Annotated in this window: 13 protein-coding genes; 10 read left to right on the top strand and 3 right to left on the bottom strand. The window is 49.9% G+C overall.

What is annotated here, in order from left to right; translation table 11 throughout:
- Positions 1 to 589 precede the first annotated feature (589 nt).
- Genes ACO0LM_RS28140 through ACO0LM_RS28130 form a run of 3 tightly spaced genes read left to right on the top strand, consistent with a single transcriptional unit; the run spans position 590 to position 7661 of the window.
- Positions 590 to 1537 (top strand): substrate-binding periplasmic protein, encoded by a 948-nt coding sequence (locus ACO0LM_RS28140; protein WP_423042177.1) that lies wholly within the window; start codon positions 590 to 592, stop codon positions 1535 to 1537.
- A gap of 30 nt (positions 1538 to 1567) precedes the next feature.
- On the top strand, positions 1568 to 4624 hold the full coding sequence (locus ACO0LM_RS28135; protein ID WP_423042175.1) for a response regulator: 3057 nt from the start codon (positions 1568 to 1570) through the stop codon (positions 4622 to 4624).
- Positions 4625 to 4631: 7 nt separating this feature from the next.
- A complete protein-coding gene (locus ACO0LM_RS28130; protein ID WP_423042173.1) occupies positions 4632 to 7661 on the top strand; it encodes an EAL domain-containing protein in 3030 nt (1009 codons plus the stop codon).
- A gap of 62 nt (positions 7662 to 7723) precedes the next feature.
- Here ACO0LM_RS28130 and ACO0LM_RS28125 read toward each other — a convergent pair whose 3' ends face one another.
- Positions 7724 to 8626, bottom strand: a complete 903-nt coding sequence (locus ACO0LM_RS28125; protein WP_423042171.1) for a LysR family transcriptional regulator — start codon at positions 8624 to 8626, stop codon at positions 7724 to 7726.
- Positions 8627 to 8738: 112 nt separating this feature from the next.
- On the opposite strand from ACO0LM_RS28125, the gene ACO0LM_RS28120 reads away from it, so the two are divergent.
- Positions 8739 to 9749 (top strand): zinc-binding alcohol dehydrogenase family protein, encoded by a 1011-nt coding sequence (locus ACO0LM_RS28120; RefSeq protein ID WP_423042169.1) that lies wholly within the window; start codon positions 8739 to 8741, stop codon positions 9747 to 9749.
- A 151-nt stretch (positions 9750 to 9900) separates the two neighbouring features.
- Entirely contained in the window at positions 9901 to 10329 is a 429-nt protein-coding gene (locus ACO0LM_RS28115) for a GlcG/HbpS family heme-binding protein (protein ID WP_422989726.1), read from the top strand.
- A 76-nt stretch (positions 10330 to 10405) separates the two neighbouring features.
- On the opposite strand, the gene ACO0LM_RS28110 is transcribed toward ACO0LM_RS28115, so the two are convergent.
- Positions 10406 to 10591 carry a hypothetical protein gene (locus ACO0LM_RS28110; RefSeq protein WP_423042167.1) on the bottom strand — a complete coding sequence of 62 codons (186 nt, stop codon included), beginning with the start codon at positions 10589 to 10591 and terminating at the stop codon, positions 10406 to 10408.
- 74 nt (positions 10592 to 10665) lie between these two features.
- Complete coding sequence (locus ACO0LM_RS28105; protein ID WP_423042165.1) at positions 10666 to 10881, bottom strand: DUF4287 domain-containing protein; 216 nt, start codon at positions 10879 to 10881, stop codon at positions 10666 to 10668.
- Positions 10882 to 11412: 531 nt separating this feature from the next.
- Here ACO0LM_RS28105 and ACO0LM_RS28100 point away from each other — a divergent pair.
- The 5 genes from ACO0LM_RS28100 (at position 11413) to ACO0LM_RS28080 (ending at position 19094) form a co-directional block, all read left to right on the top strand.
- Complete coding sequence (locus tag ACO0LM_RS28100; RefSeq protein ID WP_423042163.1) at positions 11413 to 13581, top strand: multicopper oxidase family protein; 2169 nt, start codon at positions 11413 to 11415, stop codon at positions 13579 to 13581.
- 127 nt (positions 13582 to 13708) lie between these two features.
- Positions 13709 to 15364 carry a tyrosinase family protein gene (locus tag ACO0LM_RS28095; protein WP_423042162.1) on the top strand — a complete coding sequence of 552 codons (1656 nt, stop codon included), beginning with the start codon at positions 13709 to 13711 and terminating at the stop codon, positions 15362 to 15364.
- A 25-nt stretch (positions 15365 to 15389) separates the two neighbouring features.
- Positions 15390 to 15740 (top strand): hypothetical protein, encoded by a 351-nt coding sequence (locus ACO0LM_RS28090; protein ID WP_423042160.1) that lies wholly within the window; start codon positions 15390 to 15392, stop codon positions 15738 to 15740.
- Positions 15741 to 15788: 48 nt separating this feature from the next.
- Entirely contained in the window at positions 15789 to 17957 is a 2169-nt protein-coding gene (locus ACO0LM_RS28085) for a LodA/GoxA family CTQ-dependent oxidase (RefSeq protein ID WP_423042158.1), read from the top strand.
- Positions 17958 to 19094, top strand: a complete 1137-nt coding sequence (locus ACO0LM_RS28080) for an FAD-dependent oxidoreductase (protein ID WP_423042156.1) — start codon at positions 17958 to 17960, stop codon at positions 19092 to 19094. It abuts the gene before it with no gap.
- Positions 19095 to 19569: the final 475 nt, after the last annotated feature.

Here is a 19569-nt window from a genome sequence, read left to right as displayed (position 1 = left end):
AGCAAGAAATGGACAATGCCAATACGGGACTGGAAAGGAGCACTCAATCGCTTTACCATCCAGTTCGATGACCGGATGTCGCAGAACTAAACGAAAAACCGTTTACACAAAATTCCGGACACCCCCATCGACAGGATAGCAAGCGCTTCCCATAATTTGCATACATAAGAGTTATTGCTTGCGACAGGTTACTATCGCTGCGCATAAGTGTTAACTTGCCTTACCCTTATCGTCGGGAAAGCGTCTTTCTCTTCTGTTGCCACTGTTACAGTCCACAAGCTCGCTGTACGCAATACAATGAATCGATAATCCGTAATGTTCAGGCGTAGCACAAATTCAAGTGCTGCTCAGAGGTATCTCTTTGGGGGATTTTGCGGAATTTTGATGAAAAATATCCGATAAAGTTATCTAAAGACTCGGCAATTGAGTGGAATAAGTAGAACTCACCCCGTCGACAGGTTTTGTTGACGAATTGTCAAAAACGAAAGTTGCTCTTGTGATATTCGCTCAATTGGGGAATACTGCATTCAGGCGTTGTCAGTGACTTATCGACAAGTCAGGATAGAAACAGCTTGAAAGTGGGAAGTCTATGTTCCTTGCTTTGCACATTTCCTCAGATTACGTCAGGCGCATGGCGGGGTGGCATGCGGGTCTGGGTAAAGTCGTGCCTGGGCTGTTGCAGGCCATGCTGGCATCCTGTTTTTGCATGTTGTTTTGTGCCAGCGCGTTTTCCTATGCAGGCCAGGCGGGTCTGAAGTCCAGTCTCAAATATTTCCCGGTTGGCCCTATCTATGAATACCGCTGGAAGTTGCTTGAACTGGCGCTCGCACATACACGCGATGAGGCGGCCCCTGGCGGGCTGGAGCCTTTTGCTGAAGACGTGACCCAGAATCGTGGTATTTCTTTATTGCAGTCGGGTGTGATTGATGTCATTGCGCTTGGCACCAATACCGAGCGTGAGACGCAGATGCTGCCCATCAAAATCGACATTTTGCGTGGCATTATCGGTTATCGGGTGTTGGTGATTCGCAAGACAGACCAGGCCAGTATTGCACTGATGGATGAACAGGCATTGCGTCAGCAACTGACTTTTGGCCTGAACAGCCAGTGGGCGGATTTAGCGATTTTACGTGCCAATGGATTTACGGTAGTGACTTCGACTAACTATGAAAACCTGTTTGGTATGCTGGCGGCTGGCCGCTTTGATGCATTTACGCGCGGTTTGAATGAAGCCTACCTGGAAATCGAAAAACATAAAGTGCAATTTCCGCAGTTGATGACAGAAAAAAGCAAGGCGCTGTATTTCCCCTACCCGGTTTATTTTTGGGTGAACAAAGACAATAAACAACTTGCATCGAGAATAGAGCGTGGATTAAAACTGGCGCTGGCAGATGGCTCATTTCGCCAGTTGTTCGAGTCTTATCACGCAAAAGAAATAAAGCAATTGGCAAGCGAGCGGCGTCAAGTGATCAAGCTCGCTAATCCCGTTTTGCCAGCAGGTACATTGGAGCCGGATACCCGTTGGTGGTGGCACTAAAACGTAGTGTGAACTCTTGAAGGACAATCGATGTTCCTGGCGCAGACACTTTCCCGACGTTTGTTGTACACGATGCTGCCATGGTATCTGCTGGTTGCCATCAGCATGACCGTGGCACAATTGCTGATCCAGTATGTCAGCGTCAGCCGTGATATTGATGGTGATCTGGCTTCCCTGGGGCAGACGATTGCTCCGCATGTGAGCAATGCGGTATGGGAACTGGATCGTCCGCAATTGGTGAGCATCGCACAAAGTGCCAGCCAAAATGCCATCGTTACTGGTGTGCAGATAGAAAATGCTGCCGGAGAAATGTTGCTGGAAATGGGCAGCGTGCCATCTACAAGCAAAGAGCCAGCGGGTTTTTTTACGCGCCAGATCAAGCGTACTGTTATTCCTCTTTTTTATCATGCTCCACGTGGTGACAGCCGCTTGCTTGGTCAGTTGAAGATGTATTCTGGTCATGATGTGATCTGGAATCGTGTCAAGTACGGTTTCTTGATCGTGCTGTTGAATTCCATTATTGTCACCAGTGCCTTGTGGCTGATTTTTTTGTGGACCATACGCTATCGCTTGTCCAATTCTGTGACCACGGTTGCCACGGCAGTGGCCAACTGGCGGTTTCGTTCCAGCGATATGCCGATGGAAGATGTTCCTTATCCTTATCGGGATGAACTGGGTGAACTGGTGAAGGCTTTTAATGAAGGCCGTCAGCAATTATTTGTCTCCTTGCAGGAACTGGACGAGCTCAATCACAATCTGGAAAAAATAGTGACTGAGCGTACCCAGGAATTGCTGACGGCCAAGGAGCAGGCTGAATCCGCCAATCTTGCTAAAGGACAGTTCCTGGCGAATATGAGCCATGAAATTCGCACGCCCATGAATGCAGTGCTGGGCATGTTGTATCTGGCCCTTAAAGGCGAGCTAAGTTCCACCCAGCGCAATTATTTAAGCAAGGCACAAGGCGCAGCCCGTTCGCTGCTGGGTATCATCAATGACATCCTGGATTTTTCAAAGATAGCAGCAGGTAAACTGGGCATTGAGCAAATTGAGTTTTCGCTGGAAGCGGTGCTTGAGCAGCTTACCGATGCCATCAGCTACCAGACTGAACACAAGGGCATAGAATTCCTGATTCGTTATGATGTCAGCATTCCCCCTGTGTTGATAGGCGACCCTTTGCGGCTGGGACAGGTCTTATTGAATTTGTGTGGCAATGCGGTCAAATTCACGGAACATGGTGAGGTGGAACTGGGCTTTCAATGCCTGTCTTTGACTGAAACGGATGTACGGCTGCAAGTGTATGTGCGGGATTCTGGCATAGGTATCCCGGCAGATATCCGGGATGGCTTGTTTACCAAATTTACCCAGGCCGATCAGTCGACCACGCGCCGGTTTGGTGGCACCGGGCTGGGCCTGGCAATTTGTAAAAACCTGGTTGAGTTGATGGGTGGGCAGATTTGGATAGAGGATACCCAGCTTGGCAAGGGCACCACCTTTTGCTTTACCATTCAACTGAAAATAGCGACCAGGACACAAACTGCTGCCAATAGCCTGATAGAGCAAACCGGGCGGCTGCTGGATGATTTGCGCATCCTGGTGGTCGATGACAACCAGGTATCGCGTGAAATCCTGACAGAAATGTTGAGTTATTTTCATGTGGACGTCAGCACCGCAGAAAATGGTGGCAGTGCGCTCGACATGCTCAGAAACGCTGGTGACAAAGCCTACGATCTGATCTTGATTGACTGGCGCATGCCGGGCATGAACGGGGATGAGGTGACCAGGCGCATACGTAATGATACTGCCATCAGGTCTCAGCCCAAGGTCGTGATGGTGACCGCCCATGGCCGTGAGGATGTGATCCGTTTTGCCGAACAGGCGGGTGTGGATGGTTTCCTCATCAAACCGGTATCGCCTTCTGCATTATTGGATGGCATATTGACGGTACTTGGTCGTGCCCGCATCCTGGGGAGTGCTGACAGGCTGCGTGTAACACTGCCCGACCTGGCGGTCAGCGGTCAACTGGCGGGCGCCAGTATTTTGCTGGTGGAAGACAATGATATCAATCGTGAGTTTGTCACCGAATTGCTGCGCAGTGAAGGGATAGATGTGGATCAGGCCGTCAATGGCCTGGACGCAATCGAGCAAGTGCAAAGACATGACTATGACGCCGTGCTGATGGATATACAGATGCCAGTCATGGATGGCCTGGAAGCGGCACGGCGTATCCGTGCCCTGGTCAATGCGGATGGCAGTGCACGCTTTGCGCAACTTCCTATTATTGCGACGACTGCGCTGGCGATGGCACATGATGCAGAAAAGACACAGGCCGCAGGGATGAATGACCATGTCACCAAACCGATCGCGCCAGACAAGCTGATGGCGGTATTGGCCAAGTGGATACATATTCCAGACCCCAGGTCAGGTGCGTACCCCGCCACGCGCCAGGTACTTGACATCCCGCCAGGATGGCTGGCCGTGGCCGGTCTGGATGCGCACGAGGGCGTGCGTCGTATAGGGGGGAAAACTTCTGCCTATCTAAAGCAGTTGCGGCGCTTCAGGGTCAATTATGCGGATATGCCCAGCCAGTTGCAAAAGTTGCTGGAACACAAAAACCTGCTGCAGGCCGAAGAGTATTGTCATATGCTGAAAGGGGTGACAGGAAATGTTGCTGCCGTTGCATTGCACAGTAAAATAGCCGATATTGATAAGCTGCTAAAACAGGGGGAAGTGCCAGATCAGACACAACTGGATGAATTGCATAGCCTGGCACAAGACTTGTTTGCCAATATTGATAGACTGGACAGAGAGGCAGAAGCTGCCAATGCCAATAAGAATGCGAATGCCTCTGCGCCAGCAATCCTGGATGCCGCACAAGTTAACGTGCTATTGCAACAACTGGGTGAGGCATTAGAGTATGATCTGGGTAGTGCCGAGCCGGTACTGGCTGAGTTGCAAACCGGGGTCAGCGGGACACATCTGCAAGCGGACCTGGCTGCCATTGCGGCTAGCGTCGATGTGTTTGATATTGATGCCGCGCTCGCCTTGCTGACTGATCTGAAAAAACGTCTAAGTCCATTAAGCGAGTGACAGTCTCATGACCGACATTGCCCACGTTGCCCACATCGCCACTACCCGCCAGCGCATACTCATCGTCGATGATGTGGTTGAAAACCTGCATGGCTTGATGAACATGCTGCGTGATGAGTATGCGATCATTGCTGCCAGCGGCGGCGAAAAAGCTTTGGAACTGGCACAGCGACTACCCCATCCCGACCTGATATTGCTGGATATAAAAATGCCGGGGATGGACGGCTATTCTGTCCTGGTGCATTTGAAAGCCAATCCGGCTACGGCAGACATCCCGGTGATTTTTGTGACGGCCATTTCAGATGCCGGTGACGAAGCACGCGGCCTGACCCTGGGCGTGGCTGATTACATTACCAAGCCTGTCAATCCAGATCTCTTGCTGCTGCGCATACGCAACCAACTGGAATTGCAGCGCTATCGCCGCTATCCCATCAATTTTGATATTGCTCGCCATACTGATCCGGCACGTCCACCCACCTTGCTGGTGGTGGATGACGTGCCGGAAAATATTCATGAATTGCTGGAAGCACTAAAAGGCAGCTATCGCATCATGGTTGCCAATTCCGGCGCCAAGGCAATTGAAATGGTAGCTGGTGCAACGCCACCAGATCTGGTCTTGCTGGATATTATGATGCCGGGCATGGATGGGTATGAAGTTTGCCGCCGCATCAAGGCTACCGCTGCCGGCAATCGTATCCCTGTCATCTTCGTCACCATCTTCGATACCAAGCAACAAAAACTCAAAGGCTTTGACGTTGGCGGTGCAGACTACATTACCAAACCCTTTGACATCGATGAGGTATATGCGCGCGTGCGCACCCATCTGGAACTGGCCAGACTCAGGCATTTTCTTGAACAACTAGTCGCACAACGTACGGCATTACTGATCAAGAGCGAAGAAAAATACCGCATCCTGGCTGATTATTCACCCAACTGGGAATACTGGATGGCACCCGATGGCAGCTATCTGTATGTGTCGCCAGCTTGTCTGGAAGATTCTGGCTATACCCCGGAAGAGTTTTTTGCAGATGCGGGGCTGATAGAAAAAATCATTCATCCTGACGATCTGGATGCATGGAAATTACATGGGCCACATTCAGGCGAATCCGGCGACCCAAGCGAATCAAGCGACCCAAATGACATAAATGACACCAGCGGTGCACATGCTTCCGCCCTAATTTTTCGTATAAAAGCCAAGGACGGGACAGAGCGCTGGATAGAACATGTGTGCAAAACGGTGCACGATGTCAGCGGCAAATACCTGGGCTTGCGCGGCTCGCACCGTGATATTTCGCAACGTCGCTATGCCGAAGAAAAGCTGGATTTTTTCATCAACCGTGATCCGCTCACGGGCTTGCCTAATCGCGCCCTGTTCCATGAATTATTGAATCATGCCTTGCAATATGCTGAACGTGAACAGACGCAGTTTGCCTTGCTGTATATTGATCTTGATAATTTCAAGACCATCAATGAAAACCTGGGCCATAGCCTGGGTGACCAATTATTGATAGAAGCTGCAAGACGTCTGAAAACCTTGCTGCCCGATAGTAATGCGATTGCCCGCATCAGTGGCGATGAGTTCAATATCATCCTTCATCCAGGAGATGGCATGCCCTGGGTAGATCTGCTGGCACAGCGCGTGATAGAGGAAATGGCCAGGCCTGTCGAACTCGGCACGCATAGCGTGTATGTCGGTGCCAGTATCGGTATTGCCTTGTACCCCAATGACGGTAGTGATACTGAATCCCTGCAAAGCAATGCCGCCTCCGCCCTGCATCAGGCCAAGGCGCAGGGGCGTGGCCTCTTGCGTTTCTTTTCTTCTGATATGAGTCGTCGCGCCAAAGAGCGCCTGACGCTGGAAGCAGACTTGCGTCGCAGCATAGAACGTGACGAATTGCGCTTGCATTATCAACCTCAGGTGGATTTGATCAGCGGTCACATCGTGGGGCTGGAGGCGCTGGTGCGCTGGCAACATGCTGTGCGCGGCCTGATCCCGCCAAATAGTTTTATATCGCTGGCCGAAGAGAGTGGTTTTATCGTGCAGTTGGGGGCCTGGGTCTTGCGCAAGGCTTGCCAGCAAATCAAGCAATGGTCAAATATGGGTTTTGATTTGCGTCAGGTCGCGGTCAATATATCTGCGCTGCAGTTGAGCCGCGGGACTTTGGTGGAAACAGTGCGGGCATGTTTGCAAGAAACCGGTATCGCAGCCCACCAGCTGGAACTGGAAATCACGGAAAGCAGCATCATGCTGGACCAGGAGCAGTCTTTCAAATCCCTGGCGGATTTAAAAGCGCTGGGGGTGCGATTGTCTATTGATGATTTTGGCACGGGGTATTCTTCTCTCGCCTATCTGCAACAACTTGAAGTACACAAACTCAAGGTTGACATGGCCTTTGTGCGTGACATGACGAGCAATAGCGGCAATGCGTCCATCGTCAAGGCCATCATTGCCATGGGCCATAGCCTGGGTCTGGAAGTCATTGCAGAAGGGGTGGAAGATATAGGTCAGGCGCGCTATCTGCGTGCCCTGCAATGCGATGTCATGCAAGGGTATCTGATCAGCAAACCCCTGCCCGGTGACGCCATGACGGATTTCATGGATACCTATGTTCCGCAAGAAACCCAGGCCGAAGAAGAGCGATTGGCGCTGTTGCTGGTGGATGACGAAGCCGGTATCCTGTCTTCGCTGTCACGCTTATTCCGTCGGGAAAATTATCATATATTGGTTGCCAGCGGTGCCGAAGAAGCGCTGGCATTGTTGGCATTGCACCCAGTGGGTGTGATCCTGACTGACCAGCGAATGCCAGGCATGACAGGCACAGAATTATTGGCCCGTACACGCAAACTGTACCCCAAGACCATACGCATGGTCTTGTCCGGTTATACCGGTCTGGATAGCCTGACTGAGGCGATCAATCGCGGTGAAATTTATAAATTCCTGACCAAACCATGGAACGACCAGGATTTGCTGGAAGCAGTACGCGAGGGTTTTCGGCGGTATGCAGAGTTGAATGGCAATGAAACAAAAAATGAATAAAATGAATAAACAGGACTTACGCAATGAAGTGTTGAAGTAGGGGGTTGAAGCCTGAATTTGCGTCAGCGTAGTACTACTGAAAATTTCTCTGCTAAAAAATCCACCAGCGCCCGTACCCGGTTTGGTATGAAGCGCCCGCTGGGCAGCAGCGCATGCAGTGGATAGGGATCGCTCTCCCAATCCGTCAACAGTTGCACCAGGCTGCCGTCTTGCAGTTCTGTCCTGACGTCGATCAATGACTTGAAAATGATGCCGGCACCGGCCACTGCCCACATGCGAGCCAGCGAGGCGTCGTCAACGCTGCGGTCGCCGCTTACACGTATTTCCTTCCATTTTCCTTGCTGGGCAAAGCGCCAGGTTTTGTGCAGACGACCATTGCGCTCGAAAATCAGGCAGTTGTGTTGCGTCAGGTCGTGCGGGGTTGTGGGAGCAGGGTGGCGGGCCAGGTAGGATGGTGCGGCGCATAGCAGGGGGTGGTTTTGGCACAGCAGGCGGGCTACCAGGCGTGAATCTGTCAGGGTGCCATAGCGCAGCGCCACATCGACTTCATCACGCACGACATCCAGCGGCCTGTCGCCCACATTCAGTGCCAGTTGCACGCCCGGGTGCAGGGCCAGGAATTCATCGAGCCAGGGCAGCAGGGTAGTACGCGTCAGGTCGGACGGGGCGGCGACCCGTATCGTGCCAACCAGAGCGGTGCGGGCCTCTGATACCTGCGATTCGCCTTCATCGAGTAAATCAAACGCCCTTTGCGCATAGTCAAGCAGGATTTGCCCTTGGGCGGTGATGCGCAATGCCCGGGTTGACCGTTCAAACAGGCGTGTACCCAACTGGGTTTCCAGTCGCTTCATGGCGGCGCTGGCAGCTGCCGGTGTCATGCCCAGCACACCGGCAGCACCAGACAGTGAGCCACAGCGCGCTGTCTGCACCAGCACATGCAGGTCGCCTATATTTTCAATTTTCATTTGAAAGTGATAGTTATTTATTGAGCTTATCAATTCACGCTTCAGATTCTACAATGTCTGGACTGATCTGGAAATGGTTCCGGACACCATGCGACATACTCAAGGATTATTTATGCGGGCCATTGCTTACCGCCATTGTTTACCCATCGATAACAGCGCATCCCTGGAAGATGTGGAATTGCCAACACCAGCGCTGGAAGCACGCGACCTGCTGGTGCGGGTGAATGCTATTTCGGTCAACCCTGTCGACACCAAGCTCAGATCAGGCAGCGCACCTGCTGAAGGCCAACTGAAAGTATTGGGTTGGGATGCGGTTGGCGTGGTTGAGGCTGTCGGTTCTGCCGTCAGCAATTTCAGCGTGGGTGACCGGGTGTATTACGCCGGTGCCATCAACCGTCCTGGCGCAAATAGTGAATTGCATGCCGTGGATGAACGCATCGTCGCCAGGGCACCAGCCAGCCTGGACGATGCGCAGGCTGCTGCCTTGCCACTGACCAGCATTACGGCCTATGAATTGCTGTTTGATCGTTTGGGCGTACCCAAGGATGGTGGTGCCGGGCAGACGCTGCTGATCGTCGGTGGTGCCGGTGGTGTCGGTTCCATACTCATACAACTGGCGCGTCAGTTGACGCAGTTGCGGGTGATTGCCACTGCATCACGCCCCGGCACACGGCAATGGTGCCTGGATCTTGGCGCGCATGCGGTCATCGATCATTCAAAACCACTTAGCGAAGAACTCAAGGCGCTGGGTATTGATGGCGTGGATATCGTCGCCAGCCTGACGCAAACGCCGCAACACTATGCGCAAATTATCGCCAGCCTGAAGCCGCAAGGCCGCCTGGGTGTGATCGATGATATGGCAACACTGGATCTGATGCAGTTGAAATCCAAATCGATTTCCCTGCATTGGGAACTGATGTTCACCCGTTCGATGTTCCAGACACCGGACATGGATGAACAAGGCAAGTTGCTGGCCGAAGTGGCAGCACTGGTCGATGCCGGTAAGGTACGCACCACAGTCAACGCCAATTTTGGCAGTATCAGTGCCGCCAACCTGCGCAAGGCCCATGCCCTGATAGAAAGCGGCAAGGCACAGGGCAAGATTGTATTGCAGGGTTTTTGATTGCAGGTATGCAGTCCAGTGAGGCTGACCAGCATCTTCTACCGTAGTGCTTCTACCAAAAAATCCACCAGGCTGGTGAGTTTGCGTCATGGGTAGGGGGCAAGGCCCAACTTTTCTTTTAATTGGATAAAAATTTATGCAAACGACACAAATCACTAAATCATTTCCCGCAGCCAGTATCACGGCGAGTGCAGCAGCGGCTTTGATTGCTGCGGCCAGTGCTGCTGCGCGCGACATTGGCATTACTGTCACCATCGCTGTCACAGACAATGCCGGTCATTTGAAAGCCTTTGAACGGGCTGACAATGCCGCTTTCCTGACGGTGGATGTGGCCATTGACAAGGCCTGGACGGCGGCGTCTTTTGGCATACCCACACACAGCTGGAATGCCATCATCAGCAATGATGTCGTAGCCCAGTTGGCCCACAGGCCGCGCCTGGTTGCCGTTGGCGGTGGCTGCCCTATCATCGATAATGGCGTCGTCATCGGTGGCATAGGCATATCCGGCGGTAATGCGCTGCAAGACCAGCAAGCCGCTGAAATTGCGCTGGCCGCTTTGGGTTTTGCAGTGAAGGCATAATTTCCATTATTCCCTGCCTTTACACTCAGTAGCCCGGTGCATACTTGCCCATGCATTTGGCTTTATTTGCAAAATGTCAGAGATGTGGTCGCCACATACCCATGAAGGCGACGGCAATGCCAATGCCGCTGGCCACGCTCAACACCAGCAGCACGCCTGCCATGCTGTATCGGGCGGCTGTACTTTTGCTATCTTGTGCGCGCAGATACAGTTCCAGTACCAGCAGGGGAATCAGCGAATTGGCAAATGACAGGAAGCTCAAGAATGGCCCTTCAAAGGTCTTGGGGTTAAACCCGATGGGGCCCTAGGTCGATGTTAGCCACCACAACGACCAGTCTATTTTTTGTCTTCACTCAAGGCATAGGCGACAATCGCATTAGCATGCCCATGTCCTAACTCGTGTTCCGTCTTGAGTTTGTTCACTATCTCCATGTGCTTCAACCCTTTGCTTTGTTGAACCAGGTCCAACCAATGCTGGATGGGCTTGCCATACTTCTTTTCTATTGATGGAAAATAAGATGCTGGGCCTTTGACTTTTTCTTCATTAGACATGTGATCTAGCCTTTTCTTTCATCAGGTTTGTAAGATAGATCGACGTGTTGTTAATGTGAAACATATTACTGCATACCCCGCCACGCACACATACTGAAAGTGTAGTGAAGTATTAAATTTATAGCAATAAAATAGAATCTTTTCTCGTTTCCGCTCGGAATTTTTTCGTTCAAATAACATTGCTCGACGTAAATTTAGAAAAAATGGTGTATTTTTGAAAATATAATTAGATAATTGATATAATGCCATATGTCGCAATCCCAGCGTCCTTATTCGACTCTATTTCTATACTTCGATAATCTGATTGCTGATAAAAAGGTCACGCAGCATTGAATTTCTTGATGCATCAACTTTAAAAATAGCAGCAATTGATAGTGATAAGCAGAAACGCGACCTTAATTGGTGCGCCAAGTGTTACACCAGCTTTGCCTGGGGTGGATATTCAGCTCTGAATTCTTACAATAATTGAAGACTTTATTAACTTCCTGGAGCGGTCAACTGCCGTTTCCAGGTCTAACTTGGGATACCTAAATGTCACACCAAAAATCATTTCAGTATCAACACACATTCTTTTGGCTTGCGGTCACTGCATTATGTTCTGCTCCTGTCTTGGCCAAGGAAAATGTAGCGCTTAGTCCGACACTGAATGCACTTAATCATCGCTTGTTGCAAATGCCGCCATTGTTGACACCAAATGACTTACCTGCGGGTCACACACCTAGCGCAAGAGACCAATTCGAAAAATCCTACGACCTGTTTATTCGCTATACCGAAGGTAGTATTTACAACCCGCTGACAGGCAAAGCGGATAAAGTTAAATTGCGCGCCTACCAGCAAAAAACCGATAAGTCCTGGGCTGCCGATGCGCTTGGTGCAGCACGCTTTCAAGCACCCAGTGTTGTGGTTGTACCCGGCCAAACGGTACGTTATAAGCTGCATAATCAATTGCCAGAACAGGTCGAAAAATTAGCTGAGCATACGGATCAAACCGAAGTTCAATGTACGCCAACGGCATTGAATGCGCCTGGTAGTCCTGGCTGTTTTAATATCACCAATCTGCACTCACATGGCTTGTGGATTTCGCCGAGCGGGAATAGCGACAATGTATTACTGTCGATCGAACCGAATGTCAGTTTTGAGTATGAATACAATGTTCCGGTAGACCATCCTGCAGGAACGTTTTGGTATCACCCGCACGTGCATGGCACAACAGCGATGCAAGTAGGCAGTGGCATGACAGGTGCCTTGATCGTAAAAGGTGATCGCTATCCCAGTCCCACAGGAAATGGTGATCTGGATACTTTGCTAAAGAAATTCGAACCTAAGGGCGGTAGCAGTGCTGAAGTCATGATGCTGCAACAAGTGCCTTACGCTTGCTTTGACAATACACCGGATAAACCCTATTCAAATTACCATACTACTTATGGCAAAGATAAAGATGGCAAGCCAAAAGAAGTGGGGCCCTGGACTTGCAGCGAAAACGAAGTCGGTGTGGTGGAGAGCTTTGGTCAAGTGGAGAGTCCAAGTATCTGGCGTACTTCAGGGCGTTATACGATGATCAATGGTCAGGTACAGCCCAAAATCGTCATGGCAGACAATACTGTATATCGCTGGCGTTTGATTGATGCAGGTTTTCAAGATACGGTGAAATTGCGCATCAAGCAGATCGACAGCATCAATGATGTCGATGCCTTATTGAGTGGGAAGAAGTCGATAGAGGAAGTTTGCAATGGCAGCGATGTATGGCAATTTGAAGTCGCCAGCGATGGATTGACGCATGCCAAGGCGATTTCAAAAAACACGAATTACCTACAGCCTGGTTATCGCAGCGATATTCTGTTTGCGCTGCCCAATGCAGGTAAATATTGCGTCTACGATGACAAAGCAGCTTCTTCGCTTAACAATGACGCGGCAAAAAATGCACGCTTGCTGGCAGTGATAGACGCGAGCAAGCCTGGTCAAGCCATCGGCAAAGCAAACCACGCAACAGATCAAGCGAGCCAAGCCAAATTCATGACTCAGCAGTTGCTCGCGGCGGCACAAACACAACCGCCTTCTGTGCGCGAACAAGTCAAAGAGAATTTAAGGAACGATTTGCAACTCAATAAATTTGTGCCGCATCCGAGTTTTACTCCTGAAAATCTGGCTGTACTGAATAGTAAACCTAAAGAATACGTGACCTTTAATATTGCCAAGGTCTTTGATATTGCCAAGGCAGAAGACAAAACACGCTTTATGGTTGAGGGACAGTTTGATCCCAATCTGCAACCGAGTCTTGACTATACCTATAAACCAGACCGTGTTGACCACACTCTGATTTTGGGGACTGAGCAGATTTGGACACTCAGATCCAAAGCAGGTAGCCATCCATTCCATATCCACGTTAACCCTTTTCAAATTGTTGGCGTCAAATGGGTGGGCAAAGATCCTGAAGACAAGAGCACCGACTTCTATCAACAGTATCAAAATTTAATTGGCACTTGGAAAGATACGCTTCTGGTGGCACCAAATTACGAAATCGAAATTGCAACCCGCTACCAGCGGTACATCGGCGAATACGTCCTGCACTGCCATATTCTTGAACATGAAGACCAGGGCATGATGCAAAACGTCAAGGTGGTCGTTCCAAATGGAAAAGGTGGTGCTTCTGCTGGCGCACATGGTGCACATGGCGTACAGAGTGGACATGCTGGACACTGAGTCACACTAAAGTCACCCAAATTTTTACAAATAAAAACACCTCCACATCGTCACGAAAATGTGTACTTTTGTGGAGGTTTTTTTTAGTCGCTAAAAAATGCATACCGAATCCAGAAGGAATCCAGAAATGAAACTATCGAATTATCGATTGCTTGCGGCTCTATTATGTCTGGGGTTAAGCAGCACCAACGCTCTTGCGCAAAAAGCCGATTTGCCAGCATCCATGATTGAGCTCAAAGTCAACGATAACCTTACGCGTGAAGTCAAATATCGTAAGAACATTGATGACTTAACGCCTGCAGAACTCGCAGCATATGAACATGCTGTAAAAATGATGAAGCGCAAAAGTGAGCAGAATGTTTTTGATCGTACTGGTTTTCTGTGGCAGGCATGGGTGCACGATTGCGCATCGATTGATGTGTTCGACCAACGCACTGCGTCCTTGTCCACAGAAAAAATGACAAGGTTGCTGGGCAACCCTAATCTCGATAGCTGCAATGTGCGCAATTTTCTCAATGTTCCAAATGGCACGAAGACCCACCAGGAATACCCGGGTGAATGCGAGCATAGAAAGAATACTTTTTTGCAATGGCATCGTGCAGAATTGTATTATTATGAACTAGCCTTGCAAGCTGCGGATCCCGAAGGGATTTTCGGGCCAAGCACAAAGAACGTCACCCTGCCATATTGGAATTTCACAAAAAAACCGAGCGGTGTGCGCTATCCAAAAGCGTTTGAAAATATAAATTCCCCCCTTTACGACACGACGCGTAGCCGTGAACAATTAACCCGTAGCCTGCCGCAAACCTCACCCTATTTAATGGCCTACCAGATTTTTTACCTGGACTGGAATGCTTTTGGTGGTAACGAATATGGACTCAGCACTGGCGGTAAATTGGAAACCCAAATTCACAATAAAATGCATTATGGCTATGTGAATGGCAACATGGGACAAAACACGACAGCAGGCTTGGATCCGATTTTTTATGTCTTCCATAACTTCCTCGATTACAGCTTGGAAAAATGGATTCAGGAACATGGTACGGAACAAATGAATGGCAGTAATCGAAACACTTATCTGCGCGGTGAACAAGACGATGGTCTGCTCAAACCGATAGATTTCAATACGGGGAGTGGAGGCGAAAAACGCAGCGATTCAGGTTCGTACACGGAAAATATGGGGGCTGCCGGTATTTACTTTAATACGATCAAACTGGGCTATGGTTTTCAGTCGCAAACTGGCGATGAATTTTTGCGCAGAGATGAAATTCAGGCTTTGATCGATGGACATGCGCAAGCCGGTTATGTGTTTGGCGATAATCAAATCAGTCTGTTCAGTGCATTGTTAAGCCATAGCGAAAGCGAAGCTGTCGCCAATCCACAGGTTAAGCGCACTGGCAAGTACATCATTCCCAGCGCAATAGTTAGCAATCCGAACAAAGTAAACGTAAAATTTTCACGCATTGATCACACCAAAGATTACAGCTTTCAAGCGGACGTATACCTGTATCCAGCAGATGTTGAAGAAGCGATTACAGACAAGGATTTTCGCGACCGTTACTTGATTTCCAGCACAGCATATTGGGCATTGGTTGGCCATCACGCGCATGGAGATATTGTCATCAGCGAAGATGTCACGGGTATCATCAATAGCTTGATTGGTAAAAAACAAGGACAGGAATGGAAAGTCACGGCAGCCATCAGCGGCACCAAAACGGCTCCAATCATTGATAAGGATTTCAGTGCGCCAGAAATATTGATTTATTCCAACGTATCCAAATAATGAAGAAAGTGCCGAGGATAGAAAAGTGAAAAAACTAAGCTTTAAAGACGATATTAAATGCCTGTTTTCAAAATACACTGCCGAAATGGACAAGGTGAAACTGGCCACGGAAAGCGGAACACAAACGCTGCACTTGGGTAACTATGAGAGTGTGAAATTTTTCTATTACCAGATACAAGTAGCCATTCATGGTTATGACTATGATCGAGCAAATGGCAAGTGGTTGGTGAAGTCAGAAGAACGTTTACCAGTCAGAGGTGGCAAGTATGATGAGTTCATCAAAGCAGCGCCACATCCTATGCCGCCATCTGGCAAGTTGCCTCAGGAAGCGATCAATATATACGACCAGTGGGTCAGGGAAGGCATGCTCCCATAACTTTCCATCGGAAAAATTAGATATCATCTACCCCATCAGGAGCCATACATGGCACACACGAATTTACGCATCCATCCCGTCATTGGTATTGCCCGCGTGGGCAATAGCGAAGAATATTATCTCGGCCCGGAAAGCATGGCTGGGATGGATATTCCAGGTCAGGCAATGAAAGGTGGTTTGCCGATCAAACCCGGTACAGAACAGACGCCCATCATGAGTAGCGACTTGCGCGATGCTAGCGGCAAGTTGAAGCGACAAGCTGCGCGCTTCAGAATTTATCAGTATGACTTCCCCGATCACAGCAGTATTGAAACTTATCCCAATGGCGGCGGAAGTGAAATTCGGATTGGCAGCATGGTGGATGGAAAGACAGTCAAAGATATCGTGTGGACTGTGCACTTAGCGAATAAAAAGGCCAACAGTTGGCTAGGTGGTGAAGGCGTCATGCCATTCGAACAGGGTGAGTTTCCAAAGTTACGCAATCCCACATTTGCAAACTGCGCTGATCCCGCCGATCCGCAGCGCCTCAAGAAACTGGTTATCGATGCGGGTCCGCGTGCTTTGCATGCAGCGAGTGGTGGCAGCATCCGTTTCGACAAAGTGACATTACCCTGTTACGGTGAGGTGAGCACGGGGGCGATTATCGACCTGGCCAACTACCCCATCTCGTTTCCCGCCAGCGAAGATGCAGACACTGAGTCAGAAATTTATAGCCGCAAAATTCAAACCCTGGGTGCATTGAGTTCCGAAAGCAATGGGCGTCTTTTGGTATTGGGCGGTTATGGTTTGGCTTGCGGCTTCGACGCGCAAGGCAATTACGCGCCGCATGCGAGTCTGAATCAAAACGTCAATAACGACAATTGGCTGGACGATACCGCAGATGGCCCCGTGACAGCATTTTTAATATTCGACGATGGCAGTACGCGCCCAGTTGACGGCAGTGCCTGGGTGATTTCAACCGACCCAGCCTATGCGCCACAAACGACAAACGTCGTGACATTGTGGGACGAGTTGTATACCACTTGGCTGGAAAATTTCGCACTGCAACCCGCTGTGTATCAAGATCAAAAATATCAAGTGAGTTTCAAGCCCAATTATGTGCAAGATGTATTTCCTGTCTTGCGCGCAGCATCCTTACAGAAATGGAATGTCAGTTTGCCGGACAAAGCTGTGGAGAGACATGATTTCCTTGGAGACTTGCCTGCGGATGGATTGGATTTTCCGATCATGAATTTTATCCGCGACCCAAACTATGCGGATGGTTCGACAATAGGTTCTCCGCTGATGCCCCTGTCTCTGGGCGATGAGGGAAAAAGTTTTTTAAGCCTTACTACCAGCCAATACTTTTTCATGTCGCAATGGGCTAATGATATTTATCAGCGCCCCGACGATACGCCATCGGCTTCCTTGGGGCCTGGTGAATTGCTCGATAAGACCATCCTGTTCAATTGCCTGGGCGGACGCTTTGGTCCAGGTATAGAAATGGGCTTTAGTGTTCGTGACCCCAATCTCTATCACGCAAATTGGTCCACGCCTGGCAGCGCAGGACCATTCCGCATCAATATGCAAGTACTGGATTACAGTAAGGCGAGCAAGGATACGCCTTTTCTGGACGTTGGTTATACGCCGCTACGCAAGTCCCCAGTGCAACCTGGGGACTTTTGCAAATTCATGGCGCTGCCTTGGCATACCGATTACAACTCTTGCGCAACCCACCTTCCCGACCCCAACCCGGGCGGTGAATTGACCGATGAAAATATCGACGCTGCAACAGACATGAATTTTGCTGGGCTCAATACTTTTACCTTCGCATCCTGGCCTGCACAAAGACCGGTTGCGGTGTACACCTATCGCGATGTGGTTGCAAACAATGGCTATGTCGTTGCTCGCGATGGGACAAAGGCAGTTCAGCGTTTTTCTGTACGTGGTAACGGTACGAAGGCAAGGCGATTTGAGGATGAGGGCTTTAACCGTCCAGCGATGAACACAGGGCGTTACCAAGACCGCAAAGAATTCCTATTGAACTGGAGTCGTGTCGGTTTCATCCTGCAAAGTCGGGCGATAGCGCAGGATGCTGATGCACCATCTCTGAAAAGCGAGGATTATTTTCTTGAAGTGAGTAGCCAATTCGAAACCGATGAAAGCAATTTGGTTGAGTATTGGCCAAATACGGTAATCGACAAACTCTATGCACCTGAACCAGAAAAGAAAAAATAAGTGTCAATAGAAAATCCCTCGCGATTCCGGGTCGCCATAATCGGTGGCGGCCCGGCGGGTAGTGCATGCGCACTGGCATTGGCGCAACGTGGGGTGTCGAATGTAGTGCTGATTGAAGCGCATGATTACAGCCAATTTTGTATAGGCGAAAGCATTCCACCGGAAAGCCTGCGCCTGTTTCAGGCGCTCGAAATCGATCAGGCATTTCTGCTTGAAGGCCATGCGCCTTGCTACGGCAGTTGTTCATACTGGGGCAGCGACAAACGCGGCTATAACGACACCTTGATGAATCCGTTCGGACACGGCTGGCATTTGGATCGACGCAAATTTAATCGATTTTTAGCCGGGCAGGCGCAAAGTCGTGGAGTCGAGCTGCGCGTCAATACCATGCTCAAAGATGTCATTTCCAGTGTTGCATCCGGCTATGAGCTCCACTTGGCAGAGAAGACATCGACTACGCCAGATCAAACCCGTATCCATGCCGATTTTGTCATTGATGCGAGTGGACCACGCGCCGTATTTGCGCGCAAGTGCGGCAGTCAAAAGCGCAATGCTCATGCGCTGGTTTGCCTGGCCAGGCGTTTTGCAATCACGGATACTCAAGTTGAGAAAAACGGTTTAACACACCTCGAAGCAGTACGGCATGGTTGGTGGTATGGCGCAAACTTGCCTGATGCGACTTTGTTGCTAGCGTTTTATAGCGATGCCAATACAGTCAAGGCTCAGCAACTGCAACAAATCCAGGCTTGGGATGCACTGATGGCCGCCGCACCTCATACGCAAAAATTGGCGCAAGCTGGTATCCCCATGTCCGATGGAATACTCAGTTTTCCTGCTCCCGTTTATTGCCTGGATCAACTCCATGGCGCAAACTGGCTGGCAATCGGTGATGCGGCTTCAGCCTACGACCCGCTCACCTCGCAAGGTATTTGCAAAGCCATCGCCAACGCCATCGCGGCAGCAGACGCCATCGTGAACAAGGGGGAGATACGAGATGTGGCACAGTCGATACGAATGCAGTATCAACAATTCTCTGTGTTGTGCAAGCAATACTATCGACAAGAGCAACGTTGGCCCGATTCCCCATTTTGGGAGAAATATCATATTGCGCATGAGTTAATCAGCAGCGCATCATAGACACAGCGGATTTTTTAAGGAGCGTCTGATTGAATTCAAATTTTCTTAAACTTCCTAAGCAAGTACAGTTCATTCATAAAAATGCTCGCGAGAGCATGTTTTTAACTGAAAATTAGAATAAATGTTTCCGTTTTCCACCGCTTTTGCGCGATTTTTCGCACCATGAAGACCACGGCGATTTGTCGAGGTCCTGGCAGTGCAGGCCAGCGCGGAGCGGATGTATGGGCGGTTTTCATGCAGCAAAGATAGCCCTTGCTGTAAATTTCGACAAGTCATCCCGCTGACTATGCGATGGGTGACGGTTTTCGGGGGCTGAATGACGGTGTGAGCTTGCGCTTACCCGGGCTGGCTTAGAACCTTACATGGACGCCGCCATTTGCCAAGTAAAAAACGCATCATGATTTGCAGGAATAGATTGCACGCTTACATCCGGCCTGTTATTGCGACAAATGCCGCTGGCCCCTATGGAATTCGC

This window comes from Undibacterium sp. Di26W (assembly GCF_049340265.1).
Classification (GTDB): Bacteria; Pseudomonadota; Gammaproteobacteria; order Burkholderiales; family Burkholderiaceae_D; genus Undibacterium.
Note: the sequence above shows the minus strand (reverse complement) of the source record. Positions and strands in the feature narration are given on the sequence as shown.

Excerpts from the sequence above, each read along its gene's own strand:
- ACO0LM_RS28140 (WP_423042177.1), top strand. The coding sequence starts at position 590 with ATGTTCCTTGCTTTGCACATTTCCTCAGATTACGTCAGGCGCATGGCG.
- ACO0LM_RS28135 (WP_423042175.1), top strand. The coding sequence starts at position 1,568 with ATGTTCCTGGCGCAGACACTTTCCCGACGTTTGTTGTACACGATGCTG.
- ACO0LM_RS28130 (WP_423042173.1), top strand. The coding sequence starts at position 4,632 with ATGACCGACATTGCCCACGTTGCCCACATCGCCACTACCCGCCAGCGC.
- ACO0LM_RS28125 (WP_423042171.1), bottom strand. The coding sequence starts at position 8,626 with ATGAAAATTGAAAATATAGGCGACCTGCATGTGCTGGTGCAGACAGCG.
- ACO0LM_RS28120 (WP_423042169.1), top strand. The coding sequence starts at position 8,739 with ATGCGGGCCATTGCTTACCGCCATTGTTTACCCATCGATAACAGCGCA.
- ACO0LM_RS28105 (WP_423042165.1), bottom strand. The coding sequence starts at position 10,881 with ATGTCTAATGAAGAAAAAGTCAAAGGCCCAGCATCTTATTTTCCATCA.
- ACO0LM_RS28100 (WP_423042163.1), top strand. The coding sequence starts at position 11,413 with ATGTCACACCAAAAATCATTTCAGTATCAACACACATTCTTTTGGCTT.
- ACO0LM_RS28095 (WP_423042162.1), top strand. The coding sequence starts at position 13,709 with ATGAAACTATCGAATTATCGATTGCTTGCGGCTCTATTATGTCTGGGG.
- ACO0LM_RS28085 (WP_423042158.1), top strand. The coding sequence starts at position 15,789 with ATGGCACACACGAATTTACGCATCCATCCCGTCATTGGTATTGCCCGC.